This window comes from Streptomyces fragilis (assembly GCF_003112515.1).
GTDB classification, from domain to species: Bacteria; Actinomycetota; Actinomycetes; order Streptomycetales; family Streptomycetaceae; genus Streptomyces; species Streptomyces fragilis.
The window spans coordinates 261,825-282,765 of sequence record NZ_BEVZ01000004.1 but is presented as its reverse complement, the minus strand read 5'-3'; the positions used below and the strand labels follow the sequence as shown (position 1 = coordinate 282,765).

The 20,941-nt window shown below is 73.9% G+C and carries 16 protein-coding genes; 6 read left to right on the top strand and 10 right to left on the bottom strand.

From position 1 onward, the window contains the following. Positions 1–5: 5 nt before the first annotated feature. From Sfr03f_RS14465 to glgX, 7 genes are all read right to left on the bottom strand, one after another. On the bottom strand, positions 6–518 hold the full coding sequence (locus Sfr03f_RS14465) for a DUF1990 domain-containing protein (RefSeq protein WP_108954980.1): 513 nt from the start codon (positions 516–518) through the stop codon (positions 6–8). 89 nt (positions 519–607) lie between these two features. Continuing rightward, the gene (locus tag Sfr03f_RS14460) at positions 608–2,266 is read right to left on the bottom strand and encodes a M4 family metallopeptidase (protein WP_108954307.1); all 1,659 of its coding nucleotides are present in this window, start codon (positions 2,264–2,266) and stop codon (positions 608–610) included. Between the two features lie 556 nt (positions 2,267–2,822). Beyond that, the gene (locus Sfr03f_RS14455; protein WP_245967616.1) at positions 2,823–4,577 is read right to left on the bottom strand and encodes an ABC transporter ATP-binding protein; all 1,755 of its coding nucleotides are present in this window, start codon (positions 4,575–4,577) and stop codon (positions 2,823–2,825) included. Positions 4,578–4,699: 122 nt separating this feature from the next. Further along, on the bottom strand, positions 4,700–6,502 hold the full coding sequence (locus Sfr03f_RS14450; protein ID WP_245967564.1) for an ABC transporter transmembrane domain-containing protein: 1,803 nt from the start codon (positions 6,500–6,502) through the stop codon (positions 4,700–4,702). After that, on the bottom strand, positions 6,499–8,472 hold the full coding sequence (locus Sfr03f_RS14445) for an ABC transporter ATP-binding protein (protein WP_170145086.1): 1,974 nt from the start codon (positions 8,470–8,472) through the stop codon (positions 6,499–6,501). The genes Sfr03f_RS14450 and Sfr03f_RS14445 overlap by 4 nt, the downstream gene beginning before the upstream one ends. After that, positions 8,469–10,349: an ABC transporter ATP-binding protein gene (locus Sfr03f_RS14440; RefSeq protein ID WP_108954305.1), complete on the bottom strand. Its 1,881-nt coding sequence runs from the start codon at positions 10,347–10,349 to the stop codon at positions 8,469–8,471. Before Sfr03f_RS14440 ends, Sfr03f_RS14445 begins: the two co-directional genes overlap by 4 nt. Positions 10,350–10,504: 155 nt before the next feature. Next, positions 10,505–12,760, bottom strand: coding sequence for a glycogen debranching protein GlgX (glgX, locus tag Sfr03f_RS14435; protein WP_108954304.1), 2,256 nt, complete (start codon positions 12,758–12,760; stop codon positions 10,505–10,507). A gap of 400 nt (positions 12,761–13,160) precedes the next feature. On the opposite strand from glgX, the gene Sfr03f_RS14430 reads away from it, so the two are divergent. The 5 genes from Sfr03f_RS14430 (at position 13,161) to Sfr03f_RS14410 (ending at position 17,218) form a co-directional block, all read left to right on the top strand. Then, the gene (locus Sfr03f_RS14430) at positions 13,161–14,321 is read left to right on the top strand and encodes a L,D-transpeptidase (RefSeq protein ID WP_108954303.1); all 1,161 of its coding nucleotides are present in this window, start codon (positions 13,161–13,163) and stop codon (positions 14,319–14,321) included. A 91-nt stretch (positions 14,322–14,412) separates the two neighbouring features. Beyond that, positions 14,413–15,180 carry an enoyl-CoA hydratase/isomerase family protein gene (locus Sfr03f_RS14425; RefSeq protein WP_108954302.1) on the top strand — a complete coding sequence of 256 codons (768 nt, stop codon included), beginning with the start codon at positions 14,413–14,415 and terminating at the stop codon, positions 15,178–15,180. Between the two features lie 200 nt (positions 15,181–15,380). Next, the gene (locus Sfr03f_RS14420) at positions 15,381–15,887 is read left to right on the top strand and encodes an ATP-binding protein (protein WP_108954301.1); all 507 of its coding nucleotides are present in this window, start codon (positions 15,381–15,383) and stop codon (positions 15,885–15,887) included. Between the two features lie 108 nt (positions 15,888–15,995). Next, positions 15,996–16,931, top strand: a complete 936-nt coding sequence (locus tag Sfr03f_RS14415) for a helix-turn-helix domain-containing protein (protein ID WP_108954300.1) — start codon at positions 15,996–15,998, stop codon at positions 16,929–16,931. 74 nt (positions 16,932–17,005) lie between these two features. Continuing rightward, complete coding sequence (locus Sfr03f_RS14410; protein WP_108954299.1) at positions 17,006–17,218, top strand: EF-hand domain-containing protein; 213 nt, start codon at positions 17,006–17,008, stop codon at positions 17,216–17,218. 192 nt (positions 17,219–17,410) lie between these two features. Here the strand turns inward: Sfr03f_RS14410 and Sfr03f_RS14405 are convergent, their stop codons facing one another. Both Sfr03f_RS14405 and Sfr03f_RS14400 read right to left on the bottom strand, forming a co-directional pair. Beyond that, positions 17,411–18,601: a spore photoproduct lyase family protein gene (locus Sfr03f_RS14405; protein ID WP_108954298.1), complete on the bottom strand. Its 1,191-nt coding sequence runs from the start codon at positions 18,599–18,601 to the stop codon at positions 17,411–17,413. Between the two features lie 221 nt (positions 18,602–18,822). Next, a complete protein-coding gene (locus Sfr03f_RS14400; RefSeq protein WP_108954297.1) occupies positions 18,823–19,386 on the bottom strand; it encodes a glycoside hydrolase family 25 protein in 564 nt (187 codons plus the stop codon). Between the two features lie 155 nt (positions 19,387–19,541). Here Sfr03f_RS14400 and Sfr03f_RS14395 point away from each other — a divergent pair, with 155 nt between their 5' ends. Beyond that, entirely contained in the window at positions 19,542–20,120 is a 579-nt protein-coding gene (locus Sfr03f_RS14395; RefSeq protein WP_108954296.1) for a nucleosidase, read from the top strand. A gap of 129 nt (positions 20,121–20,249) precedes the next feature. Here Sfr03f_RS14395 and Sfr03f_RS14390 read toward each other — a convergent pair whose 3' ends face one another. Beyond that, on the bottom strand, positions 20,250–20,915 hold the full coding sequence (locus tag Sfr03f_RS14390; protein WP_159105648.1) for a hypothetical protein: 666 nt from the start codon (positions 20,913–20,915) through the stop codon (positions 20,250–20,252). Between the last annotated feature and the right edge of the window lie 26 nt (positions 20,916–20,941).

Genomic DNA, 20,941 nt, shown 5'->3' with positions numbered 1-20,941 from the left:
GCCCCTCAGAACTCGGCAGGCGGGTCGGCGAGGCGGCGCAGCACCACGCCGCAGCGCCTGGCGTAGGCGTGCTGGAAGCCGCGGGTCGCCGGACCGCCGGCCTTGGCGTACCACTTGGCGGGGCGGGAGAACGCGGTGACGGTCAGCCAGACGGTGCCGTCGCCGGTGCGGCTGACCACGAAGGCCTCCTCCCCGCTCTCCGGGTGGCCGGGCAGCGTCCCGTAGGCCCAGCCGGCGCGGCGCGGCTCGTCCATCGTCCACACCACCCGGCAGGGCGCCCTGACGATGCCGGCCAGGGTCACCGTGACGTCGACCCCGGGCGCCGCCCGCTCGGCCGAGGTGGTGATCCCCACGCCCATCTCGCGGTGCATCCGCCAGGTCGTCAGGGCCTCGGCGGCCCGGCGGAACACCTCCTCGCCCTCGCCGAGCCGGGTGCGCTCGTGCAGCGAGTGGAAGCCGGGCGGGCAGGGGACGCCGCCGTCGCGTGTGGCGCCGACGTCCTCGTAGGTGAACGACATGAGGCCCAAGACTAAGCGGCACCCGGGGGCATATGCCCTCCGGGTGCCGCTCGGTCGTTCGACGATTTCCGGTCAGTCCCCGACCGGCGTCACTTGACGTTGACCGCGGCCCAGGCCGCGTTCACCGCGTTGTACTCCGCGCTGCCCGAGCCGTACAGCGAGGTGGCGGCGCTCAGCGTGGCGGTGCGGGCGCCCGCGTACTTGGTGGTGGACGTCATGTAGGTGGTCAGCGCCTTGTACCAGATCTGCAGCGCCTTGGCGCGGCCGATGCCGGTGACCGCCGTGCCGCTGTAGGTCGGAGAGTTGTAGCTCACGCCGTTGATGGTCTTGGCGCCGCTGCCCTCGGAGAGCAGGTAGAAGAAGTGGTTGGCCGGGCCGGACGAGTAGTGCACGTCCTTGGAGCCGAGGCTGGAGGACCAGTAGTCGGCGGAGGCGCCGTCCTTGCTGGGCTTGTCCATGTAGCGCAGCGGCGTGCCGTTGCCGTTGATGTTGATCTTCTCGCCGATGAGGTAGTCACCGGTGTCGGTGGCGTTGGCGGCGTAGAACTCGGTGCCGGTGGCCAGGATGTCCGAGGTGGCCTCGTTGAGGCCGCCGGACTCGCCGCTGTAGGTGAGCTTGGCGGTGACCGAGGTGACGCCGTGCGTCATCTCGTGGGCCGCCACGTCCAGCGAGGTCAGCGGGTGGGTGTTGCCCGAGCCGTCGCCGTAGGTCATGCAGAAGCAGGAGTCCTGCCAGAAGGCGTTGACGTAGGCGTTGCCGTAGTGGACGCGGGAGTAGGCGGCCTTGCCGTCGTTCCTGATGCCGCTGCGGTTGAAGGTGCTCTTGTAGAAGTCCCAGGTCTTCTGGGCCCCGTAGGCGGCGTCCGTGGCGGCGGTCTGGTCCGTGGAGGAGCTGGAGGCGACTCCGGTGCCCCAGATGTCGTCCGCGTCGGTGAACAGGGTGCCGGTGCCGGAGGTGCCACGGGCCAGGTTGTACGTCTTGTGGCCGCCCCGGGTGGAGTCGGTCAGCTGGTACGTCGAGCCGGAGAGCGTGGTGTTCAGCGTGACGCTGCCGGAGTACATGGTCTTGCCGGTGCCGGTGTGCACGCCCTGGAACTCGTGGATCTTCTCGCCGGAGACGGCGTCGGTGATCACGTGGAGCTCGTTGGGGGTGCCGTCGGCCTGCAGGCCGCCGACCACCGTCTCGTAGGCCAGTCTCGGCTCGCCGTCGGCGGCCCAGACCACCTTGCGGGAGGACTCGACGGCGGACTTCTCCGCGTCGGCGGCCTCGGAGGCGGACAGCGCCTGGGTCTTCGCCTTGGCCGCGGGGACCTCGGCGGTCAGGTCGGCCTTGATCTCGGCCTTGACGTTCTTGGTGACGCCCAGGTGCTTGCCGGCGCCCGAGGTGTGGACGACGAGGTCGCCGCCGAGGACCGGCAGTCCGCCGAAGGTGCGCTCGTAGCGGGTGTGCACGGAGCCGTCGCGGTCCTGGACCACGTCCCGGACGACCAGTTCCTCCTGGGCGCCCAGGCCTATCTTCCCGGCCGTGTCGGCCGTGCGGCCCTCGGCCGCCTTGAGCAGGGCGGTGCGGGCCGCGGGGGACAGCTGCACCGGCATCGCGGCGGGGACGGCCGCGGTCTGCGCGGCGGAGGCCGCGGCGGTGTCGGGGGCGCCGGTGGCGGTGCCGGCCGTGACGAGCAGGGAGCCTGCGGCGAGTGCGGTGGCAGCGGCCAGCGCGGTGCGCCGATGACGCGCGTAGAAGGCGGACACGCGATCTCCTTGTGTGGAAGTCCGGGCGGCGGCCGGGGTCGGGCCGATCCGGACGGCTTGCAGGGGAAGGCAGTGCGGGAGGTGCGGGAGGTGCGGTGGTGCCGGTGCAGCGGGCTGCCGTGGAACTGTGACACCGGGGGCGCGTACATGTCATGACCGTGAGGTCAGGTTGGCCGGAAAGCGGCAGGCGGGTGAACGTTTCGGGAATGTGACGCGGGGCGGTGATCGGTAAAGCCGCAACCAAGGGCGGCCCGGTCCCGCGCAAAGGAAGATCAAAGAGCCCGACCGCCGTCCCTGGCCCGGCCCTTGGGAGGCCCCGGCGGAGCGGCCGGCGCGGGTCATGGCCCGGCAAACCGGCCGGGGGTTCGAAAAAGACGGACGGCCGGTGAGGGCGTTGGCTGAAAACCGCCGCAACCTGAGGGGCCGACGGCGTGCCGACGGCGTGCCGGGGCGGGTCGGGACCGACGCGGGTCGGGACCGGCGCGGGGCGCGGGGCGGCGCGGTGTGCGGGGGGTCGGCGCGGGGCGGCGCGGGGTCAGGATGGGGTGGGGCGGGGTCAGCGCGGGGTGGGGGCGCCGTGCCAGGTGTGCCAGAGGGCCGCGTAGTCGCCGCCCGCGGCGACCAGTTCGTCGTGCGGGCCCAGCTCCGTGAGCCGGCCGTCCCGCATGACGGCGACCCGGTCCGCGTCGTGCGCGGTGTGCAGCCGGTGCGCGACGGCGATGACCGTCCGGCCCTCCAGCACCGCGGCCAGTGCGCGCTCGGTGTGCCGGGCGGTGGCCGGGTCCAGCAGCGCCGTCGCCTCGTCCAGGACCAGCGTGTGCGGGTCGGCCAGCACCACCCGGGCCAGCGCCAGCTGCTGCGCCTGCGGCCCCGACGTGCGGTACGCGTCCTCGCCGAGCACCGTGTCCAGCCCGTCCGGCAGCGCGGACGTCCACTCCGCGCCCACCGCCTTCAGCGCCGCCCACAACGCCGTGTCCGTCGCGTCCGGGTCGGCGATCAGCAGGTTGTCCCGCACGGTGCCGAGGAAGACGTGGTGCTCCTGGGTCACCAGCACCACCTGCCGCCGCAGCCGCTCCGGCGTCAGCGACACCACCGGCACCCCGCCCACCGTCACGGAACCGGCCGTGGGCGCGTCGATCCCGGCGATCAGCCGGCTCAGCGTCGTCTTGCCCGCGCCGGAGGGGCCCACCACGGCCAGCCGCTCACCGGGCCGCACCGTCAGGTCCACGTCGTGCAGCACCTCGGCCCCGCCCGCGTAGGCGTACCGGGCCGCCCGCACCTCGATCCGGTCGCCGTCCGGCTCCGCCGCGACGGACCGTGCGGCGGCGGGCGCGCGGGAGAGGCCCTCGACCCGGGCGAACGAGGCGCCGCCGGACTGGAGCTGCTCCATGTGGCTGAGCACCTCGTCCAGCGGGCCCTCCAGCTGACGCATGTACAGCGCGGCGGCCACCACCGTGCCCAGCGCGACCGAGCCGCGGGACAACAGCCACCCGCCGATCAGCAGGACGGTGACCAGCGGCAGCGCGTAGGAGATCTCCACCGCCGGGAAGAACACGTTGCGCAGGAACAGCGTCCGCATCCGCGCGCCGCGGGAGACCCCCAGCGCCTCACGGCCGGCGGCGGTCCGCGCCGCGCCGAGCCGGAACGCCTCGACGGTGCGCGCGCCCGAGGAGGTGGCGGAGAGGATCTCGGCCACCTGGGAGTTCGCGGCGCCCTCGGCCAGGTACGCGGTCCGGGCGCGGCGCAGGTACCAGCGCGCCGCCAGGTAGGAGGGGACCAGCCCGGCCAGCGCGCAGCTGCCGAGCAGCGGGTCCGTCAGGACCACCGCGACCAGCAGGAGCACCAGCTGCGCCGAGGCGATGACGATCTGCGGCCCGGAGTCGCGCAGGGTGGCGCCGACGGCTGCCACGTCCGCGGTGCCCCGGGTGGCCAGATCGCCGGTGCCGGCCCGCTCCACCACGGAGGCCGGCAGGGCCAGGCACCGGTCGACGAACGTCTCCCGGACCCGGGCCAGGGCGCGCTCGCCCATCCGGTGGGCGGCGTAGCGGGCCCAGCGGGACAGCAGCAGCTGGACCACCGCGGCGACCACGACCGCCAGGGCGAGGCGGTCCACGACCGACACCGCCGCCCCGGCCCGGACCTCGTCGACGATGCGGCCCACGAGCCAGGGCCCGGCGAGCCCGGACAGCGCGGCGAGGGTGGTCAGGGCGACCACCCCGGCGAAGCCGCGCCGGTCCTCCCGCACGAGCCGGGCCGCCGCACGTCGCACCTCGGCGGGCCGGGCGACGGGCAGTTCACGGCCCGGGGACAGGGCGTCCGCCGGGGTCGCCGTGGTGGCGGACGGCGTGCCGTCCGTCGTCGTGCCGTCCGTCGACGCGGCCGTCGTCGTGCCGTCCGTCGACGCGGCCGGCGGTGGGGTGGTGGGCGGCGTGGTCATCGGACCGGCTCCTCGCTCGTCGGGACGTCCTCGGGGCCGGCCGCGGCACCCGACTCGCGGGCCACCAGGGCGCGGTACCGGGGCTCGCCGACGAGCAGGTCCTGGTGCCGTCCGGTCGCCACCGCCCGCCCGCCCTCCAGCAGGTGCACCACGTCGGCCCGGTCGAGCATCAGCGGCGAGGTGGAGGTGACCACCGTGGTCAGCCCGGCCCGCGCCGCCCGCAGGCGGCCGGCCACCAGGTCCTCCGTGTGGGCGTCCAGCGCCGAGGTGGGCTCGGCCAGCAGCAGGACCTCCGGGCCGGCGAGCAGCGCCCGGGCCAGCCGGATCCGCTGCCGCTGGCCCCCGGAGAGGTTGCGGCCCTGCGCGTCGACCGCCGAGTCCAGGCCGTCGGGCAGCCCGCGCACCACGTCCTCCGCCGCGGCCGTCCGCAGGGCGCGGGCCCGCGCCTCGTCGGAACCGTCCCCCGGGCCCCGGCCGAGCAGCACCCGCAGGGACCCGGCGAACAGGTCCGCCTCGGCCTCCGCGAGCAGGATCCGCTCCCGCACCCGGGCCGTCGCGATCCGGTCGAGCGGCACCCCGCCCCAGGTGGCGGACGTCGGACCGTACCGGGCGAGCCGGTCCAGCACCGCGGTGCCGTCCTCCGGGTCCGCGCAGACCAGCGCGGTCAGGACGCCGGGGCGGACGGTGACGCCGGAGACCGGGTCGTGCAGCTCGGCCGGCCCGTCGGGCGCGTCCATCGCCTCGGCAGGCGCGGGGCCGGGATCCGGCTCCAGGCGGAGGAAGGCGACCACCCGGCGGGCGGCGACCAGTCCGCGGCTGAGCAGCTGCACCCCCTCGACGAGGAAGAACACCGGGTAGACCAGGGCGATCACGTACCCGTAGACCGACACCAGCTGGCCGGGGGTGATCTCGCCGAGGGCGGCAGGCCGGGCGGCCGACCAGATCACCGCGGCGAGCAGCACCGTGGGCAGCCCGAGACCGAGCGACTGCATCCAGCTGGTGACCGCGCCCACCCGGTAGCCCTGCTCCCGCAGCAGCGCGGAGTCGCGGCGGAACGCGTCGGCGAACAGGGCCTTGCCGCCGAGCCCGTTGAGGACCCGCAGGCCGCCCGCCAGGTCGCCGATGCGCGCGGTGAGGGTGTTCTGCCGCTCGCGGTAGACCGTCTCCGCCGCCTGCAGCCGGGACGTCAGCGGACCCAGCGCGAGCGCCAGGGCAGGCACCCCGAGCAGCGCCACCACGGCGGGCAGCGGCGACACCGAGAACAGCAGGGCAGCCACCAGCAGATAGGTGACGACCGCGCCGAACCCGGGGCCCACGACGGTGAGCGCGGCGGCGATGGTCTGCACGTCGCCCACGCCGATGGTCATGACCTCGCCGGCCGAGACCCGGCGGGTCAGGGCCGGGCCCAGCCGCACCGACTGGCCCAGGAGCAGTTTGACCGTGCGGAAGTTGGCGTCCATCCGGACCTTGGTCATGGTGCGGTGACGCAGCAGGCTGACCCCGGCACCGGCCAGCGCCGTCGCCAGCAGGGCCGCCGTCCAGACGGCCGATGCGGTGGGGTCGCCCGGGCCGCGGCCGGGGTGGTCCGCGCCGAAGCCGTCGTCGAAGACCCGCTCGAGGAGGTAGGGCGCCACCGCGAACAGGCCCATCCACACGACGGAGTACACCGCCCCGGCCGCCGACCGGCCCGCCTGACGGGTGACCAGCCACGTCAGGTAGCGCGCCCCGCCCCGCAGGTCCGGATCCCCCGGATCACCGTCGACGTCGACGACGCCCCCGCCGGGGCGCCACCGGATCACGCGAGGCTCTCCCGCCAGGCGCGGTGCAGGTCGGCGAACCGGCCCTCCCCGCCGACGAGCGCGCGGGGCGACCCGTCCTCGACGATCCGGCCCTTCTCCATCACCAGCACCCGGTCGGCGATCTCCACGGTGGAGAGCCGGTGCGCGATGACCACCGCGGTGCGGCCCTTCAGCACCGTCGACATGGCCCGCTGGACGGCCTGCTCGCCGGGCACGTCCAGCGAACTGGTCGCCTCGTCGAGGATCAGCACGGCCGGGTCGGCCAGCAGCGCGCGGGCGAACGCCACCAGCTGGCGCTGGCCGGCGGAGATCCGGCCGCCGCGCTTGCGGACGTCGGTGTCGTAGCCGTCGGGCAGCGCGGCGATGAAGTCGTGCGCGCCGATGGCCTTGGCGGCGTGCTCCACGTCCTCGCGGGTGGCGTCCGGGCGGCCGATGGCGATGTTCTCGGCGACCGTGCCGGAGAACAGGAACGCCTCCTGGGTCACCATGACGACGCCGCGCCGCAGGTCCGCGTTGGCGAGGTCGCGCAGGCCGACGCCGTCGAGCCGGACCTCTCCCTCGGTCGGGTCGTAGAAGCGGGCGAGCAGCTTGGCCAGCGTGGACTTGCCCGCGCCGGTGGAGCCGACCACGGCCACGGTCTGCCCGGCCGGGATCGTCAGGTCGAAGCGCGGCAGCACCTCGCCGCCGGTGCGGTAGGCGAACCGGACGGAGTCGAAGACCACCTCGCGGCCCGGGCGCCCGTCCGCCGTCGGAGGCAGCTCGCGCGGGGCGGCCGGCTCGGGGACGGCCGGGACCTGGGCCAGCAGACCGGCGATCTTCTCCAGCGAGGCGGCCGCCGACTGGTAGGAGTTGAGGAACATGCCCAGCCGGTCGATCGGGTCGTACAGGCGGCGCAGGTAGAGCACCGAGGCGGCGAGCACGCCCAGCGCCAGTGAGCCGTCCGCCACCCGGTAGGCGCCCCACAGCACGATGCCCGCGACGGTGACGTTGGCGACCAGCCGGGAGCCCACCACGTACCGGGCCATCTCGACCAGGGCGTCGCCGTTGGTCCGCTCGTGCCGCTCGTTCAGCGGCGCGAACTCGGCGTCGTTGGCGTCCTCCCGGCGGAAGGCGCGGACCGGGCGGATGCCGTTCATGGTCTCGGTGAACTTGACGATCACCGCGGCGATCGCGGTGGACCGCTCGCGGTAGATCCGCCCCGCGCGGTCCTGGTAGCTGCGCACCAGCAGGGCCAGCGGCAGGAAGGAGGCCAGCGCCACCGCGCCGAGACCGAGGTCCAGCCACAGCAGCAGGGCGGAGATGTAGACGAAGGAGACGACCACCGTGATCAGCTCCTGCAGCCCCTCGCTGAGCAGCTCGCGCAGCGACTCCACGTCGGTGGTGGCCCGGGAGATCAGCCGGCCCGAGGTGTACCGCTCGTGGAAGTCGACGCTCAGGGCCTGCGCGTGCCGGAAGATTCGGCCCCGCAGGTCCAGCAGGGCGTTCTGGTTGACCCGGGCGGAGCAGGTGATGAAGGCGTACTCCAGGCCGCCGCTGGAGGCGGCGGTGATCAGGTAGGCCACCGCGACCAGCAGCAGCGGGCCGTGGTCGCTCACCCGGAACGCGGGCACGGCGGTGTCGATGGCGTACGCCACCAGCAGCGGACCGGCCTGCACGGCGGCCTGCTGGAGCAGCAGCAGGACGACGGCGAGCGCCACCCGGCCGCGGAGCGGCGCGAGCAGCGAGCGCAGCAGACCGGCGGTGGCGCCGGGCGGGGTGGGCAGGACGTCGCGGTCGAAGTCGTCGCCCGCGCCGCCGGAGTCCCCCGTGTCGCCCGCGTCACCGGCGTCGCCCGCGTCCTGCGCGGACGGCGCGGCGGTGAGGGCCTTGCGGCCCTCGGGCCGGGCGTCGTGCCCGTCGGCGGACCGGCCGTCCCGCCGGTCGTCGCGTTCGTCGCGTTCGTCGTGCTTCTGTGCGGCGGGAGCCTTCATCGGCGGGCCTCCTCGGGCTCCAGGGGGGCGCCCGACATCAGCCAGGCGTACTCGGCGTTGGTCCGCAGCAGCTCGTGATGGTCGCCCACGGCGGCGATCCGGCCGCCGGAGAGCAGCGCCACCCGGTCGGCGAGCAGCACCGTGGACGGGCGGTGGGCGACGATCAGCGCCGTGGTGTCGGCCAGCACCTCGCGCAGCGCGGCCTCCACGGCGGCCTCGGTGTGCACGTCGAGCGCGGACAGCGGGTCGTCGAGGACCAGGAAGTCGGGGCTGCCGACGACCGCGCGGGCCAGCGCCAGGCGCTGTCGCTGGCCACCGGACAGGCTCAGGCCCTGCTCGCCGACCTGGGTGTCGACGCCCTGCGGGAGGGCGTGCACGAACCCGGCCTGGGCGACGCCGAGGGCCCGCCCGAGGACCTCGGGGTCCGTCCGCTCGTCCCGGTCGGCGGCGCCCATCAGGACGTTCTCGCCGACGGTCGCGGAGAACAGCGTCGGGTCCTCGAAGGCGACCGCCACCCGCGCGCGCAGTTCCTCGCGCGGCATGGCGGTGATGTCGACGCCGTCCAGGGTGATCCGGCCCTCGGTGATCTCGTGCAGCCGGGGGATCAGGGCGGTCAGGGTGGTCTTGCCGGAACCCGTGGTGCCCACCAGGGCCAGCGACTCGCCGGGACGCACGTGCAGGTCGACGCCGTCCAGGACGGGCGGGGCGTCCGCCGGGGCGTCGGGGTAGCGGAAGCGGACCCCTTCGAGCCGCAGCCCGCCCTCCTTCACCGCGGTGGGCGCCTTCGCCGTCGCCCGGGAGACCGGGGAGGCCGAGGTGGCCGGGGATGCCGGGGATGCCGGGAGGGCCTGGGAAGCCGCGGTGGCCGGGCGGTCGTCGGCCGCGGACTCGGGTTCCGTGTCCATGACCTCGAAGTAGCGCGCGGTGGCGGTGGCCGCCTCCTGGCTCATCGCGAGCAGGAACCCGATGGAGATCACCGGCCAGTGCAGCGCCAGCGCCGTCGACAGGAAGGCCACCAGGGTGCCCGCGGAGAGCGTCCCGTCGGCGACCCGCACGGTGCCCAGCACCAGGCAGGTGCCGATGGCCAGCTCCGGCAGCACCACGATGACGGCCATGATGCCGCCGAGCAGCCGCGCCTTGCGCAGCTCGGTGCCGCGCAGCCTGTGCGTCAGCTCCCGGAAGGCGCGGGCCTGGCTGCGGTGGCGTCCGAAGCCCTTGATCACCCGGATGCCCAGCACGCTCTCCTCGACCAGGGTGGTCACGTCGCCCACCTGGTCCTGCGCGGTGCGGGAGGCCTCGGCGAACCGCTTCTCGAAGACCGTGCAGACGACGATCACCGGGATCACCGGGATCAGGACCAGCAGGCCCAGGGACCGGTCCATGCTCAGCATGACGATCACGCCGGCCAGGATGGTCACCCCGTTGACCAGCAGGAAGGTCAGCGGGAAGGCGAGGAACATGCGGATGATCATCAGGTCCGTGGTGGCCCGGGAGAGCAGCTGCCCGGACGGCCAGCGGTCGTGGAAGGCGATCGGCAGCCGCTGGAGCCGCCGGTAGAGCGCCTCGCGCATGTCCGCCTCCACGGAGGAGAGCGGACGGGCGACCAGCCAGCGCCGCAGGCCGAACAACAGCGCCTCGGCCAGGCCGAGCAGCAGGACCCACAGCGCGCCGAGCCACACCCCGGCGGTGTCACCGTCCGCGATCGGGCCGTCGACCAGCCACTTGAGGACCAGCGGGATGACCAGGCTGGTCAGCGAGGCGAGGACGGCGACGACTGCGGCGGAGAACCATCGCGCCCGGACCGGGCGGAGATGCGGCCACAGGCGCAGGAGGGTGCGGACGGCTGGGGAACGCTCGGTGGCGGCGGTACTGGGCATCAGGAGCGAGCCTAAGCTTCGATCCTGACATCGCCCAGCGAATTTCCGGGGGGCCGGGAGCCCCGGCGGGCGCACCGGTGGCGGGGCGGGGAGCACCGCCCGCGCCCCCGTGACCACCGCCGCACCCCCGTGACCCCGCCGTTGCCTCCCGGCGTTCAGACCGCCCGGAGCAGCAGCACCGTGCGCGGAGGGACCGTCACCGTGGTGCCCGCCCGGTAGGTCTCACCGGGTTCCTCCCGCTGCTCCTCCATCCCGGTGTCCACCACCACCTCGTACCGTTCGGCCCAGGGCGCGTCCGGAAGGGTGAAGGCCACCGGTTCGTGCCCGGCGTGCAGCACGGCGAGGAAGCTGTCGTCGACGACCGGCTCGCCCCGCGCGTCCCGGCCGGGGATGTCCCGGCCGGAGAGGTACATCCCCAGCGTGGTGGTGGAGGCGAACCAGTCGTCCTCGGTCATCTCGGCGCCGTCCGCGGTGAACCAGGCCAGGTCGCGCAGGCCGTGGTCGGCGTGCGGGCGGCCGGAGAAGAAGGCGCGCCGCCGCAGCACCGGATGGCGGTGGCGCAGCGCGATCAGCCGCGAGGTCAGCTCGAACAGCTCGCGCCAGGCGCTCTCCTCGAGCAGCGACCAGTCCACCCAGCCGATCTCGTTGTCCTGGCAGTAGGCGTTGTTGTTGCCGCCCTGGGTGCGGCCCATCTCGTCGCCGGCCACCAGCATCGGCACGCCGGTGGACAGCAGCAGGGTGGTCAGCAGGTTCCGCAGCTGCCGTCGCCGCAGGGCGTTGACGTCCTCGTCCGCCGTCTCGCCCTCGGCGCCGCAGTTCCAGGACCGGTTGTCGCTCGTCCCGTCGCGGTTGCCCTCGCCGTTGGCCTCGTTGTGCTTGTGGTGGTACGAGACCAGATCGCGCAGGGTGAAGCCGTCGTGCGCGGTGACGAAGTTGACCGAGGCGTACGGCCGGCGGCCGCCCCAGGCGTAGAGGTCGCTGGAGCCGGAGAGCCGGTAGCCGAGGTCGCGGACGTCCGGCAGCGCGCCGCGCCAGTAGTCGCGCACGGCGTCCCGGTACCGGTCGTTCCACTCGGTCCACAGCGGCGGGAAGGCCCCCACCTGGTAGCCGCCCGACCCCACGTCCCAGGGCTCGGCGATCAGCTTCACCCGGCGCAGCACGGGGTCCTGGGCGATCACCGCGAGGAAGGGCGAGAGCATGTCGACGTCGTGCATCGAGCGGGCCAGCGCCGCCGCCAGGTCGAAGCGGAAGCCGTCCACGCCCATCTCGGTCACCCAGTAGCGCAGCGAGTCGGTGATCAGCCGCAGCACCTGGGGGCGCACCACGTGCAGGGTGTTGCCGCAGCCCGTGTAGTCGGCGTAGCGGCGGGCGTCGGACTGCAGGCGGTAGTAGCCGCGGTTGTCGATGCCCTTGAGGGACAGCGTGGGACCGAACTCGCCCGCCTCGGCGGTGTGGTTGTAGACCACGTCGAGGATCACCTCGATGCCCGCCGCGTGCAGGGCGCGCACCATCCGCTTGAACTCGCCCACCTGCTGCCCGTCCGTGCCGGTGGCCGCGTAGCCGGCGTGCGGGGCGAAGTAACCGACGGAGTTGTAGCCCCAGTAGTTGGTCAGGCCCCGGCGCAGGAGGTGGTCCTCGTGCGCGAACTGGTGCACCGGCAGCAGCTCCACGGCGGTCACACCGAGGCGGGTGAGGTGCTCGATCGCCGCCGGGTGGGCCAGGCCCGCGTAGGTCCCGCGCAGCTCCTCCGGGATGCCGGGGTGGCGCATCGTGAAGCCGCGGACATGGAGTTCGTAGATGACCGAGTCGGACCACGGCGTCTTGGGCCGCCGGTCGTCCGCCCAGTCGTCGTCGTCGTGGACCACCACGCCCTTGGGGACGAACGGCGCGGAGTCCCGGTCGTCGCGGACGGTGTCCGCGACCTGCTGGTCCGGCCAGTCGCGGACGTGTCCGTACACCTCCGGCGGCAGGCTGAACTCCCCGTCGACGGCGCGGGCGTAGGGGTCGAGGAGCAGCTTGGCGGGGTTCCAGCGCGCGCCGGTCCACGGGTCCCACCGGCCGTGCACCCGGTAGCCGTACCGCTGGCCGGGGCGGACCCCGGGCACGAAGCCGTGCCAGATCTCGTGGGTCAGCTCGCCCAGCGGCAGCCGCCGCTCGGCGCCGTCCGGGTCGAACAGGCAGAGCTCGACCGCCTCCGCGCCGCCCGCCCACAGGGCGAAGTTGGTCCCGGCGACCCCGTCCGGACCCACCCGGTACCGGGCGCCCAGCGGGGTGGACGATCCCGGCCACACCGAGGGCGCGGGCGCCGCGACGCGCGCGGTCCCGGACGGCACGGCGGCCCGGCGGGCGTCGTGGCCCACGTCGGCGGCGTACTGATCCGCCACTGCCTCCTGCTCGGCTGCGCTCGACACCGGTCCGCCTCCTGCGGCTCGTGGGGCGACAACGGGCGGAGGGCCGCGCGTCCCGCGCGACGGCTCCGGTGCGTCGTCCTACCCCAGGTTTCTGCCCATCCCGGGCGTCCAGCTCACGTCCCCGGACGGCGCGCCGACGGGAACGCTCCGGAAGTATTCGCCCTCTGACAGGTTTGGAGCCGAACTTGGGACGAAACGGTGACCTTCCGGCCGGGGAAGGGGAACGATCCTGCCCTTACGATTCGTCATGGCGCGCGTGACGCGCCGGGAGGGGGTCTGACCAGGCCCGATGAGGGGAAAAGGGGGAGCACACGTGAACGTGTGGTCTACGAGGGGAACCACGACCGGACGGCGTCCCGGGGGGAGGCGTGCGGCCACCGCGTCCCTGCTGGCGGGCCTCATGCTGATCACCGCGACCGCCTGCGGCGGCGGTGACGACACGGACGCCAAGGGCAAGGGTTCCGGGAACGGCGCCGCGAGCGCCGCGCCGGCGAGCAAGCAGTCGGACGCCGTGGTGACGGTCAGTCCCCAGGACGGTGCCACGTCGGTGAAGACGACCGGCGCCCTCAAGGTGGCCGTCGAGAAGGGCAAGCTGACCAAGGTCGAGGTCGAGGACGACGAGGGCGGGAAGGTCGCGGGCGAGATCTCCTCGGACGGCGCCGCCTGGATCCCCTCCACCCACCTCGCGTCCGGCGCCAAGTACAGCGTCCATGCGGAGGCCAAGGACGCCGACGGCCGGGTCGCCGTGAAGGACACCAGCTTCACCACGCTGACCCCGGCCAACACCTTCATCGGCCACTTCACGCCGGAGGACGGCTCCACCGTCGGCGTGGGCATGCCGTTCTCCATCCGCTTCACCCGCGGCATCACCGACCCGGCCGCCGTGGAGAAGGCGATTGAGATCAAGACCGAGCCGCAGGTCGAGGTCGAGGGCCACTGGTTCGGCAACGACCGTCTGGACTTCCGCCCCGAGGAGTACTGGAAGTCCGGCACCAAGGTCACCGTCCGGCTCAACCTGGACGGCGTCGAGGGCCGGCCGGGCGTCTACGGCAGCCAGGCCAAGACCGTCTCCTTCACCATCGGCCGCAGCCAGGTCTCCTACGTGGACGCCAAGAAGCTGACCATGAAGGTCGAGCGGGACGGGAAGGTCCTCAAGACCATCCCGGTCACCACCGGCGCCCCGGGCTACGAGACCTGGAACGGCGCGATGGTGATCAGCGAGAAGTACCGCGTCACCCGCATGAACGGCGACACCGTCGGCTACGACGGCGAGTACGACATCGAGGACGTCCCCCACGCCATGCGCCTGACCCAGTCGGGCACCTTCATCCACGGCAACTACTGGGGCGGCGACGCCTTCGGCAACCGGAACGCGAGCCACGGCTGCGTCGGTCTGCGCGACACCCGCGGCGGCTGGGACAAGAGCGCGCCCGCCCGGTGGTTCTTCGAGAACTCGCTGCTCGGCGACGTGGTCGAGGTGAAGAACAGCGCGGACGGCACGGTCGCCCCGGACAACGGCCTCAACGGCTGGAACATGTCCTGGGAGGACTGGAAGAAGTAGGCTCCCCGCCCCTCCTTCCCAGCTCACGGCGGACCCGGTGTGACACAGCGCACCGGGTCCGTTGCCGCTGGTCCCCCGTAATCTGCTGGGCATGACCGTTCATCTCGAAGTCGCCGAAGGCGTCGGCACCCTGCGCCTGGACCGCCCGCCCATGAACGCCCTGGACATCGCGACCCAGGACCGCATCAAGGAACTCGCCGAGGAGATCACCCGGCGCGACGACGTCCGCGCCGTGGTCGTGTACGGCGGGGAGAAGGTGTTCGCCGCCGGCGCGGACATCAAGGAGATGCGCGCCATGGACCACGCGGCCATGGTGGCCCGCGCCAGGGGCCTGCAGGACTCGTTCACCGCGGTCGCCCGCATCCCCAAGCCGGTCGTCGCCGCGATCACCGGCTACGCGCTGGGCGGCGGCTGCGAACTGGCGCTGTGCGCGGACTACCGCATCGCCGGCGACAACGCCAAGCTCGGCCAGCCGGAGATCCTGCTCGGCCTGATCCCCGGCGCCGGCGGCACCCAGCGCCTGTCCCGCCTGATCGGCCCGTCCCGCGCCAAGGACCTGATCTTCACCGGCCGCCACGTCCGCGCCGACGAGGCGCTGACGCTGGGTCTGGTGGACCGCGTCGTGCCGGCCGCCGACGTGTACACCGAGGCCCACGCCTGGGCCGCCAAGCTGGCCCAGGGCCCGGCCATCGCGCTGCGCGCCGCAAAGGAGTCGGTGGACGCCGGGCTGGAGACCGACCTGGACACCGGTCTGGCCATCGAACGGAACTGGTTCGCGGGGCTGTTCGCCACCGAGGACCGCGAGCGGGGGATGAAGTCCTTCGTCGAGGAGGGCCCGGGCAAGGCCAAGTTCCTCTGATCCGCGGGGCGGTGGTTCCGGATCCGGGTGAACCGGCCGGAATCACCCCCTCCGGCGGTTCCCTCCGTGAAAGCTCTGGCCAGCGCTGAGTAATGTTTCCATGGCATATGTCGCCCGAACGGACGGAATCGATCGCTCCGGTGTGCGGATTCCTGCGGAACCGCCCCCGGAGCGCTCCGCGGCCGGTCATGATGGGGGGCATGGCGGGGCTGGAGGGCATCGAGCAGTCACGGGCACCGGGCGGCGTACCCCTGACGCGCTGGTCGCCCGCGGTGGAGGACGAGCGGGCGCTCTCGGCCCTCGTGACCCACGGCAATCCGGCCGAGGCGGAGGTCGTCGTCCCCACCTGCCCCGAGTCCCGGGGCACCGCGCGCCGGCTGGTCCAGATCGTCGTCCTGCGCCACTGGGCGCTGGGCCCCAAGCTCGCCGAGGACTGCACGCTGCTCGTCTCCGAACTCGAGGGCAACGCCGTCCGGCACACCGGCGCCGCCCAGTACGGGCTGCGCATGCGCCGCCGCCGCGGCTGGATCCGCGTCGAACTCCGCGACCCCTCCCGGGGCCTGCCCTGCCTGCTGCCCGTGCAGCCGCTGGACGAGAGCGGGCGGGGCCTGTTCCTCGTCGACCGTATGGCCGACCGATGGGGCGTCGACCTGCTGCCGCGGGGCAAGCGGACGTGGTTCGAGATGCGGGTCGCCGACCGCGTCTAGCCCGGCGGGCCGGGCGGGCGCGCCCGCGGTGCGGGGCCGCCCGTGAGAGCGCGCGGGGGCCGCGTGCCGGTTGAGTCTCCAGCCGGTGGAGACCCCAGACTCGGCGGCATGACCGACGACAGGACCCCCGGCGGGGCGGACGGCCCCCTGCTGACCATCGGCGACCTGGCCCGCGCCACCGGCCTGACGGTGCGCACCATCCGTTACTGGTCGGACGAGGGCGTCCTGCCCCCGGTGGGCCGTTCCGCCGGCGGCTACCGCCTCTACGACGCCGCCTCCGTCGCCCGCCTGGAGCTGATCCGCACCCTGCGCGAGCTGGGCCTCGGGCTGGAGGACGCGCGCCGGGTGGTGTCCGGGGAGACCACGGCCGCCGAGGTGGCCGCGCGCCACGTCGCCGCCCTGGACGCGCAGATCCGCGCGCTGCGGATCACCCGGGCGGTGCTGTCGACCGTCGCCGACCGCGGTTCGACCACCGAGGAGATGACCCTGATGAACAAGCTCGCCCGCCTGTCGGCCGCCGAACGCGCCCGCGTCATCGAGGAGTTCGTGGAGGAGACCTTCCAGGGACTGGACACCGCCGACCCGGTGATCAAGGAGCGGATGCGCGGCGCCGCGGCCGACCTGCCCGACGACCCCACGCCCGAGCAGGTCGACGCGTGGGTGGAACTGGCCGAGCTGCTGCGGGACCCCGAGTTCCGTGCCCGGATGCGTGCCGCCGCCGAGTTCAACGCCCGGGACCACACCGCCGGGACCCCGCCCGGCGCCTCCGTGTGGTTCATGCGGCGCCTGGTCCGACTCGCCTCCGACGCGCGCCGCCGCGGCGTCGCCCCCGAGTCGCCCGAGGCCGGCGAGATCCTGCGCGAGCTGCTCGGCGAACAGGCCGACCTCACCGCCGTCCTGGCCCGCCTGGAGGCCAACACCACCGACAAGCTGTCGCGTTACCGCGAGTTGCTGGCGGTGGTGAAGGGCCGGCGGCCGGACGCGGACCACCGGGAGGAGTTCGGCTGGGTGGTCGCCGCCTTGCGCTCCCGAGCGGCCGGATAATCTTTCCGCGTCAACCAGACATGGACGCAGACGTCATCACGGACGCGCGCACGGCACGAAGGGGAGGGTCCGGCATGGCGGACATCCAGGAAGCACGCAAGGAGTTCGATCGGCTCGACGCCGACGGGGACGGCTTCGTCACCGCCGCCGAGTTCAAGAAGGCGCTCGCGCAGGCCGGCGACTGGAACGTCACCGAGACGGTCGCCGCGACGATCATCGCCCAGCGGGACCTGGACGGCGACAAGCTGCTCTCCTTCGACGAGTTCTGGGCGTACCTGTCCAAGTGACGGCCTGATCACCGGCCACCGGCCGACCGGCCCCGGAACCGCCCCGCGCCCTCGCCGGCCGGGGCGGTTCCGCGTCCCCGGGCCGCCTGGGCCGGGAACGCGTAGCTGGCGGTCGCGGCGGTCGTCGCGGCCGCCGTGGCTGGTAACGCGCCGCCCGTCGGCCGCGGCGGTCGCGCCGGTCGGCCGTGGAGGTCAGAACGCGTACCGGACGCGCAGCCAGGGGGCGTGGACCTCGATGAGCTCGCGCAGGCGGAGCAGGGCGTCGCGCTTGACCTCACGGGCGTAGCGCACGTTGACGGCGCCGTTCTCCGAGCGCTTGGTCTCCTGGGCGGCGGGCTGCCACAGGAGGTCCTCGGCCCGGGGATGCCAGCCCAGGTTCACCTCGTGCAGCTGCTGGTTGTGGGTGAGCATGATGATCTCCGCGGCCGCCTGCTCCTTGACCCGGGCGGGGAGGACGTCGTCCATGTGGCCGAGCAGCTCGGCCCAGTCCCGCTGCCATCCGGGGCGCAGCACCACCGGGGAGAGGTTGAAGTGGACCTCGTAACCGGCGTCGAGGAAGTCGGCCGCGGCGGCGATGCGGTCCGCGACCGGGCTGGTGCGGATGTCCAGCAGGCGCGAGTCGGCGCCCGGCATGACCGAGAAGCGCACCCGGGTCCGGCCCTGCGGATCCAGGGCCAGCAGGTCGGGGTTGACGAACTTGGTCGCGAAGGACGCCTTCGCGGTGGGCAGTCGGCGGAACGCGGCGACCAGGTCCGCCGTGTTGTCGCTGACCAGCGCGTCGACGGAGCAGTCTCCGTTCTCGCCGATGTCGTACACCCACGCCTGGGCGTCGCACTGGTTCGGCTCACGCTTGGGCCCCTGGGCCCGCACGTGACGGCCGACGTGGGCGACGATCGCCTCGATGTTGGTGAACAGCGTGATCGGGTTGGCGTAGCCCTTGCGGCGCGGCACGTAGCAGTAGGCGCAGGCCATGGCGCAGCCGTTGGAGGCGCCCGGCGCGATCCAGTCGGCCGACCTGCCGTTGGGGCGGGTGGTGAGGGTCTGCTTGACGCCCAGGACCAGGGTCTCGGTCTTCACTCTGGCCCACCGGGCGACGTTGCCGTCGTTGCCGTGCAGCGAGGGGATGCGCCAGTGGCCGGCCACCTCCGTGACGGGTACGCCCGGCAGGCGGGCCAGGATCTGCCGGCCGCGGGGAGAGGCCAGCGCGGCTGGCTCCGCGTAGACCTCGCGCACGTCCAGCATCCGCTTGGCTTCCGGGCTGTCCCGGAATCCGCCGCCCGGCGGCGCGGCGGGTACCGCGTCCGCCCAGTCGAAGAGCGACTGCTGTACCGGGGTCTCGGGGCCCGGGGTCTCCGGGGAGGACCCGGCCGGGGTCCGGTCCACAGCGCTGCTCCTGTCCCTGTCTCGGCGGTGAGCCCTCCGTCCGGTGGGCCCGCGGGCGGCGGTGGCCGGCCGTCCCGCCGGGGGAGCTCTCCTTCGACCTTACGCGGCGCGCGGCCGGGACGACGATCCGCGCGACGGGCGCCCGGCGTGACGGGCGGCACGCACCCCCACCGCCGGGCCGTTCCCCGGCACCTGCCCGGTCACCGCAGGTGAGGGACGCCTCACCCGGCGCTCTCCGCCCACTCGCGCAGGGCGTCCGCGCTGGGGAACCGTGCCACGTTCTTGTCCACCGGGTCGTCGGTGTACTGGTGGACGAGCCACTCCGCCTTGATCCCCGGCTTCCCCTTCGCCACGCCGTAGTGGGCGATCCACAGGCCGTCGCCGGCGTAGGAGGTCCGGTCGTGCCGCAGCCAGAACGTCCGGTTGCAGTACAGGAGGGTCCGGTTGCGCGGCCTCAGCGACTTGACCTCCCGGATGAACCGGTCCTTCTCCGCGTTGCTCGCCCGCGTCCCCCGGCCGGTCGTCTCCCAGTCGCAGGCCAGCAGGTCGCCCGGCTCCGCCAGGGCCTTCTGTGTGAAGTACTCGGCCTGCCCGGTGATGTCGCCGGGCCACAGGAAGTGGTAGAACCCGACCACCAGGCCGGCCTCCCGGGCGCGTCCGACCTGCGCCTCCATCCTGGGGTTGACGTAGGAACGTCCTTCGGTCGCCTTGACGATCACGAAGGCGAGCCCGTCGGTGTCGTAGGACGCGGACTGGTGCGAACTGACGTCGATGCCGTGAAGCATGTGGGGGTCTCCCTCAAGTTGCTCCGGGATGAGAGGGGTTGAGGGGAGCATTCCCCTCCTGAACGGGACTGACCCTCCCCATCGACGCATATCGGCCTCCGGGGCGTCCGGCCCCGGACGACGGCGGGTGGGAGGCCGAACGTACCGTTGACGCCATGGAACTGATCGGTGAGATGTCCCCCGAGCGCCCGCTGTACGTCCTGGCGGTCAAGGAGGAGGCGGCGGAGCTGCGCACCGGGGCGCCGGTGCTGCTGACCGGCATGGGCAAAGTCAACGCCGCCGCGGCGCTGGCCGGGGTGCTGGGGCGCGGGGTGCTGCCGCGCGAGGTCGTGAACCTCGGCACGGCGGGGGCGCTGCGGCCCGGGTGGACCGGGACGCACGTGATCACCGAGGTGATCCAGCACGACCTGGACTCCCGGCTGCTGGCGGGCCTGACCGGGGAGGTCTACGGGGCGCCGATCACCCTGGGCGAGGGCGAGGGCCCCGTGCTCGCCACCGGGGACAGCTTCATCTCCGACGACGCCGCCCGCGACCGTCTCGCCGAGCAGGCCGCCCTCGTCGACATGGAGGGCTACGCCCTGGCCCACGTGGCCCGGCAGGCCGGCGTGCCGATCCGGCTGGTGAAGCACGTCAGCGACGACGCGGGCGACGGCGCCGCCCGCACCTGGCGCGAGTCGGTCGCCGCCTGCGCGGTGGAGCTGGCCCGCTGGGCGGAGCAGCACGTCGAGGCGTAGCCGAGGCCGCCCGGGCCCGCCCGCGGGACTCGGGCCCGCACCGGGTGCCCGGCGCGGCCGGGGTGCCCGCACCCGGGGCACCCGGAGAGGCGCACCCGCCCCCGGGCACCCGCACCTCGGCCGCGGCCGTCAGACGGAGCGGCCCAGGAGTTCCGCGCACCCCTCCGCGCAGTTGCCCGCGACGAGGGGGCCCGGCAGTCCCGGGGCGGTCAGGGTGACGATCAGCACCGGGCGGTCCGCCGCGTCGTTGCTGCGCGGCGGGTCGCCGATGACGAGGTCCTCGAAGGAGATCCCCGGCCGCAGCGCCGACTTCGGCAGGGCGACGCGCAGGTCGGTCCACCCGCCGGACCGGAGGTGGAGCCCGCGCGCCTCGTCCGCCCTCCGGCCCTCGCCTTCGCCCTCGCCCTCCTTCGTGACACGGGGCGTGAGTCCCTCGGCCCGGGCCAGCAGCCCGTGGGTGTGCGGGGCGCACACGGTGACGGTGGCCTCCAGCGCCCCGAGCACCAGCGGCCGCTCGCCCGTGCCGAGCCGCAGGCCCGCGCGGAAACGCACCGGGCCGCCCTTCCCGTCGTTCGAGGCGCCGTACGACGAGATCAGCAGGGTCGGGGAGTCGTCCGGGGCGGCGAAGTCCAGTTCCCGCAGCTCGGCGCACTCCTCGGAGACCGGACCGGCGGCGACCGGACCGCCCGCGTCCCGGTTCCCCCGCCCGGTGGTCCCCGCGTACACGAGGACGAGCACGCCCACCACCAGCGCGGCGGCCGTCACCCACGTCCGGGGCCTCACCCGACCGCTCACCCCGACTCCGTCCATCTCGTCCGCTC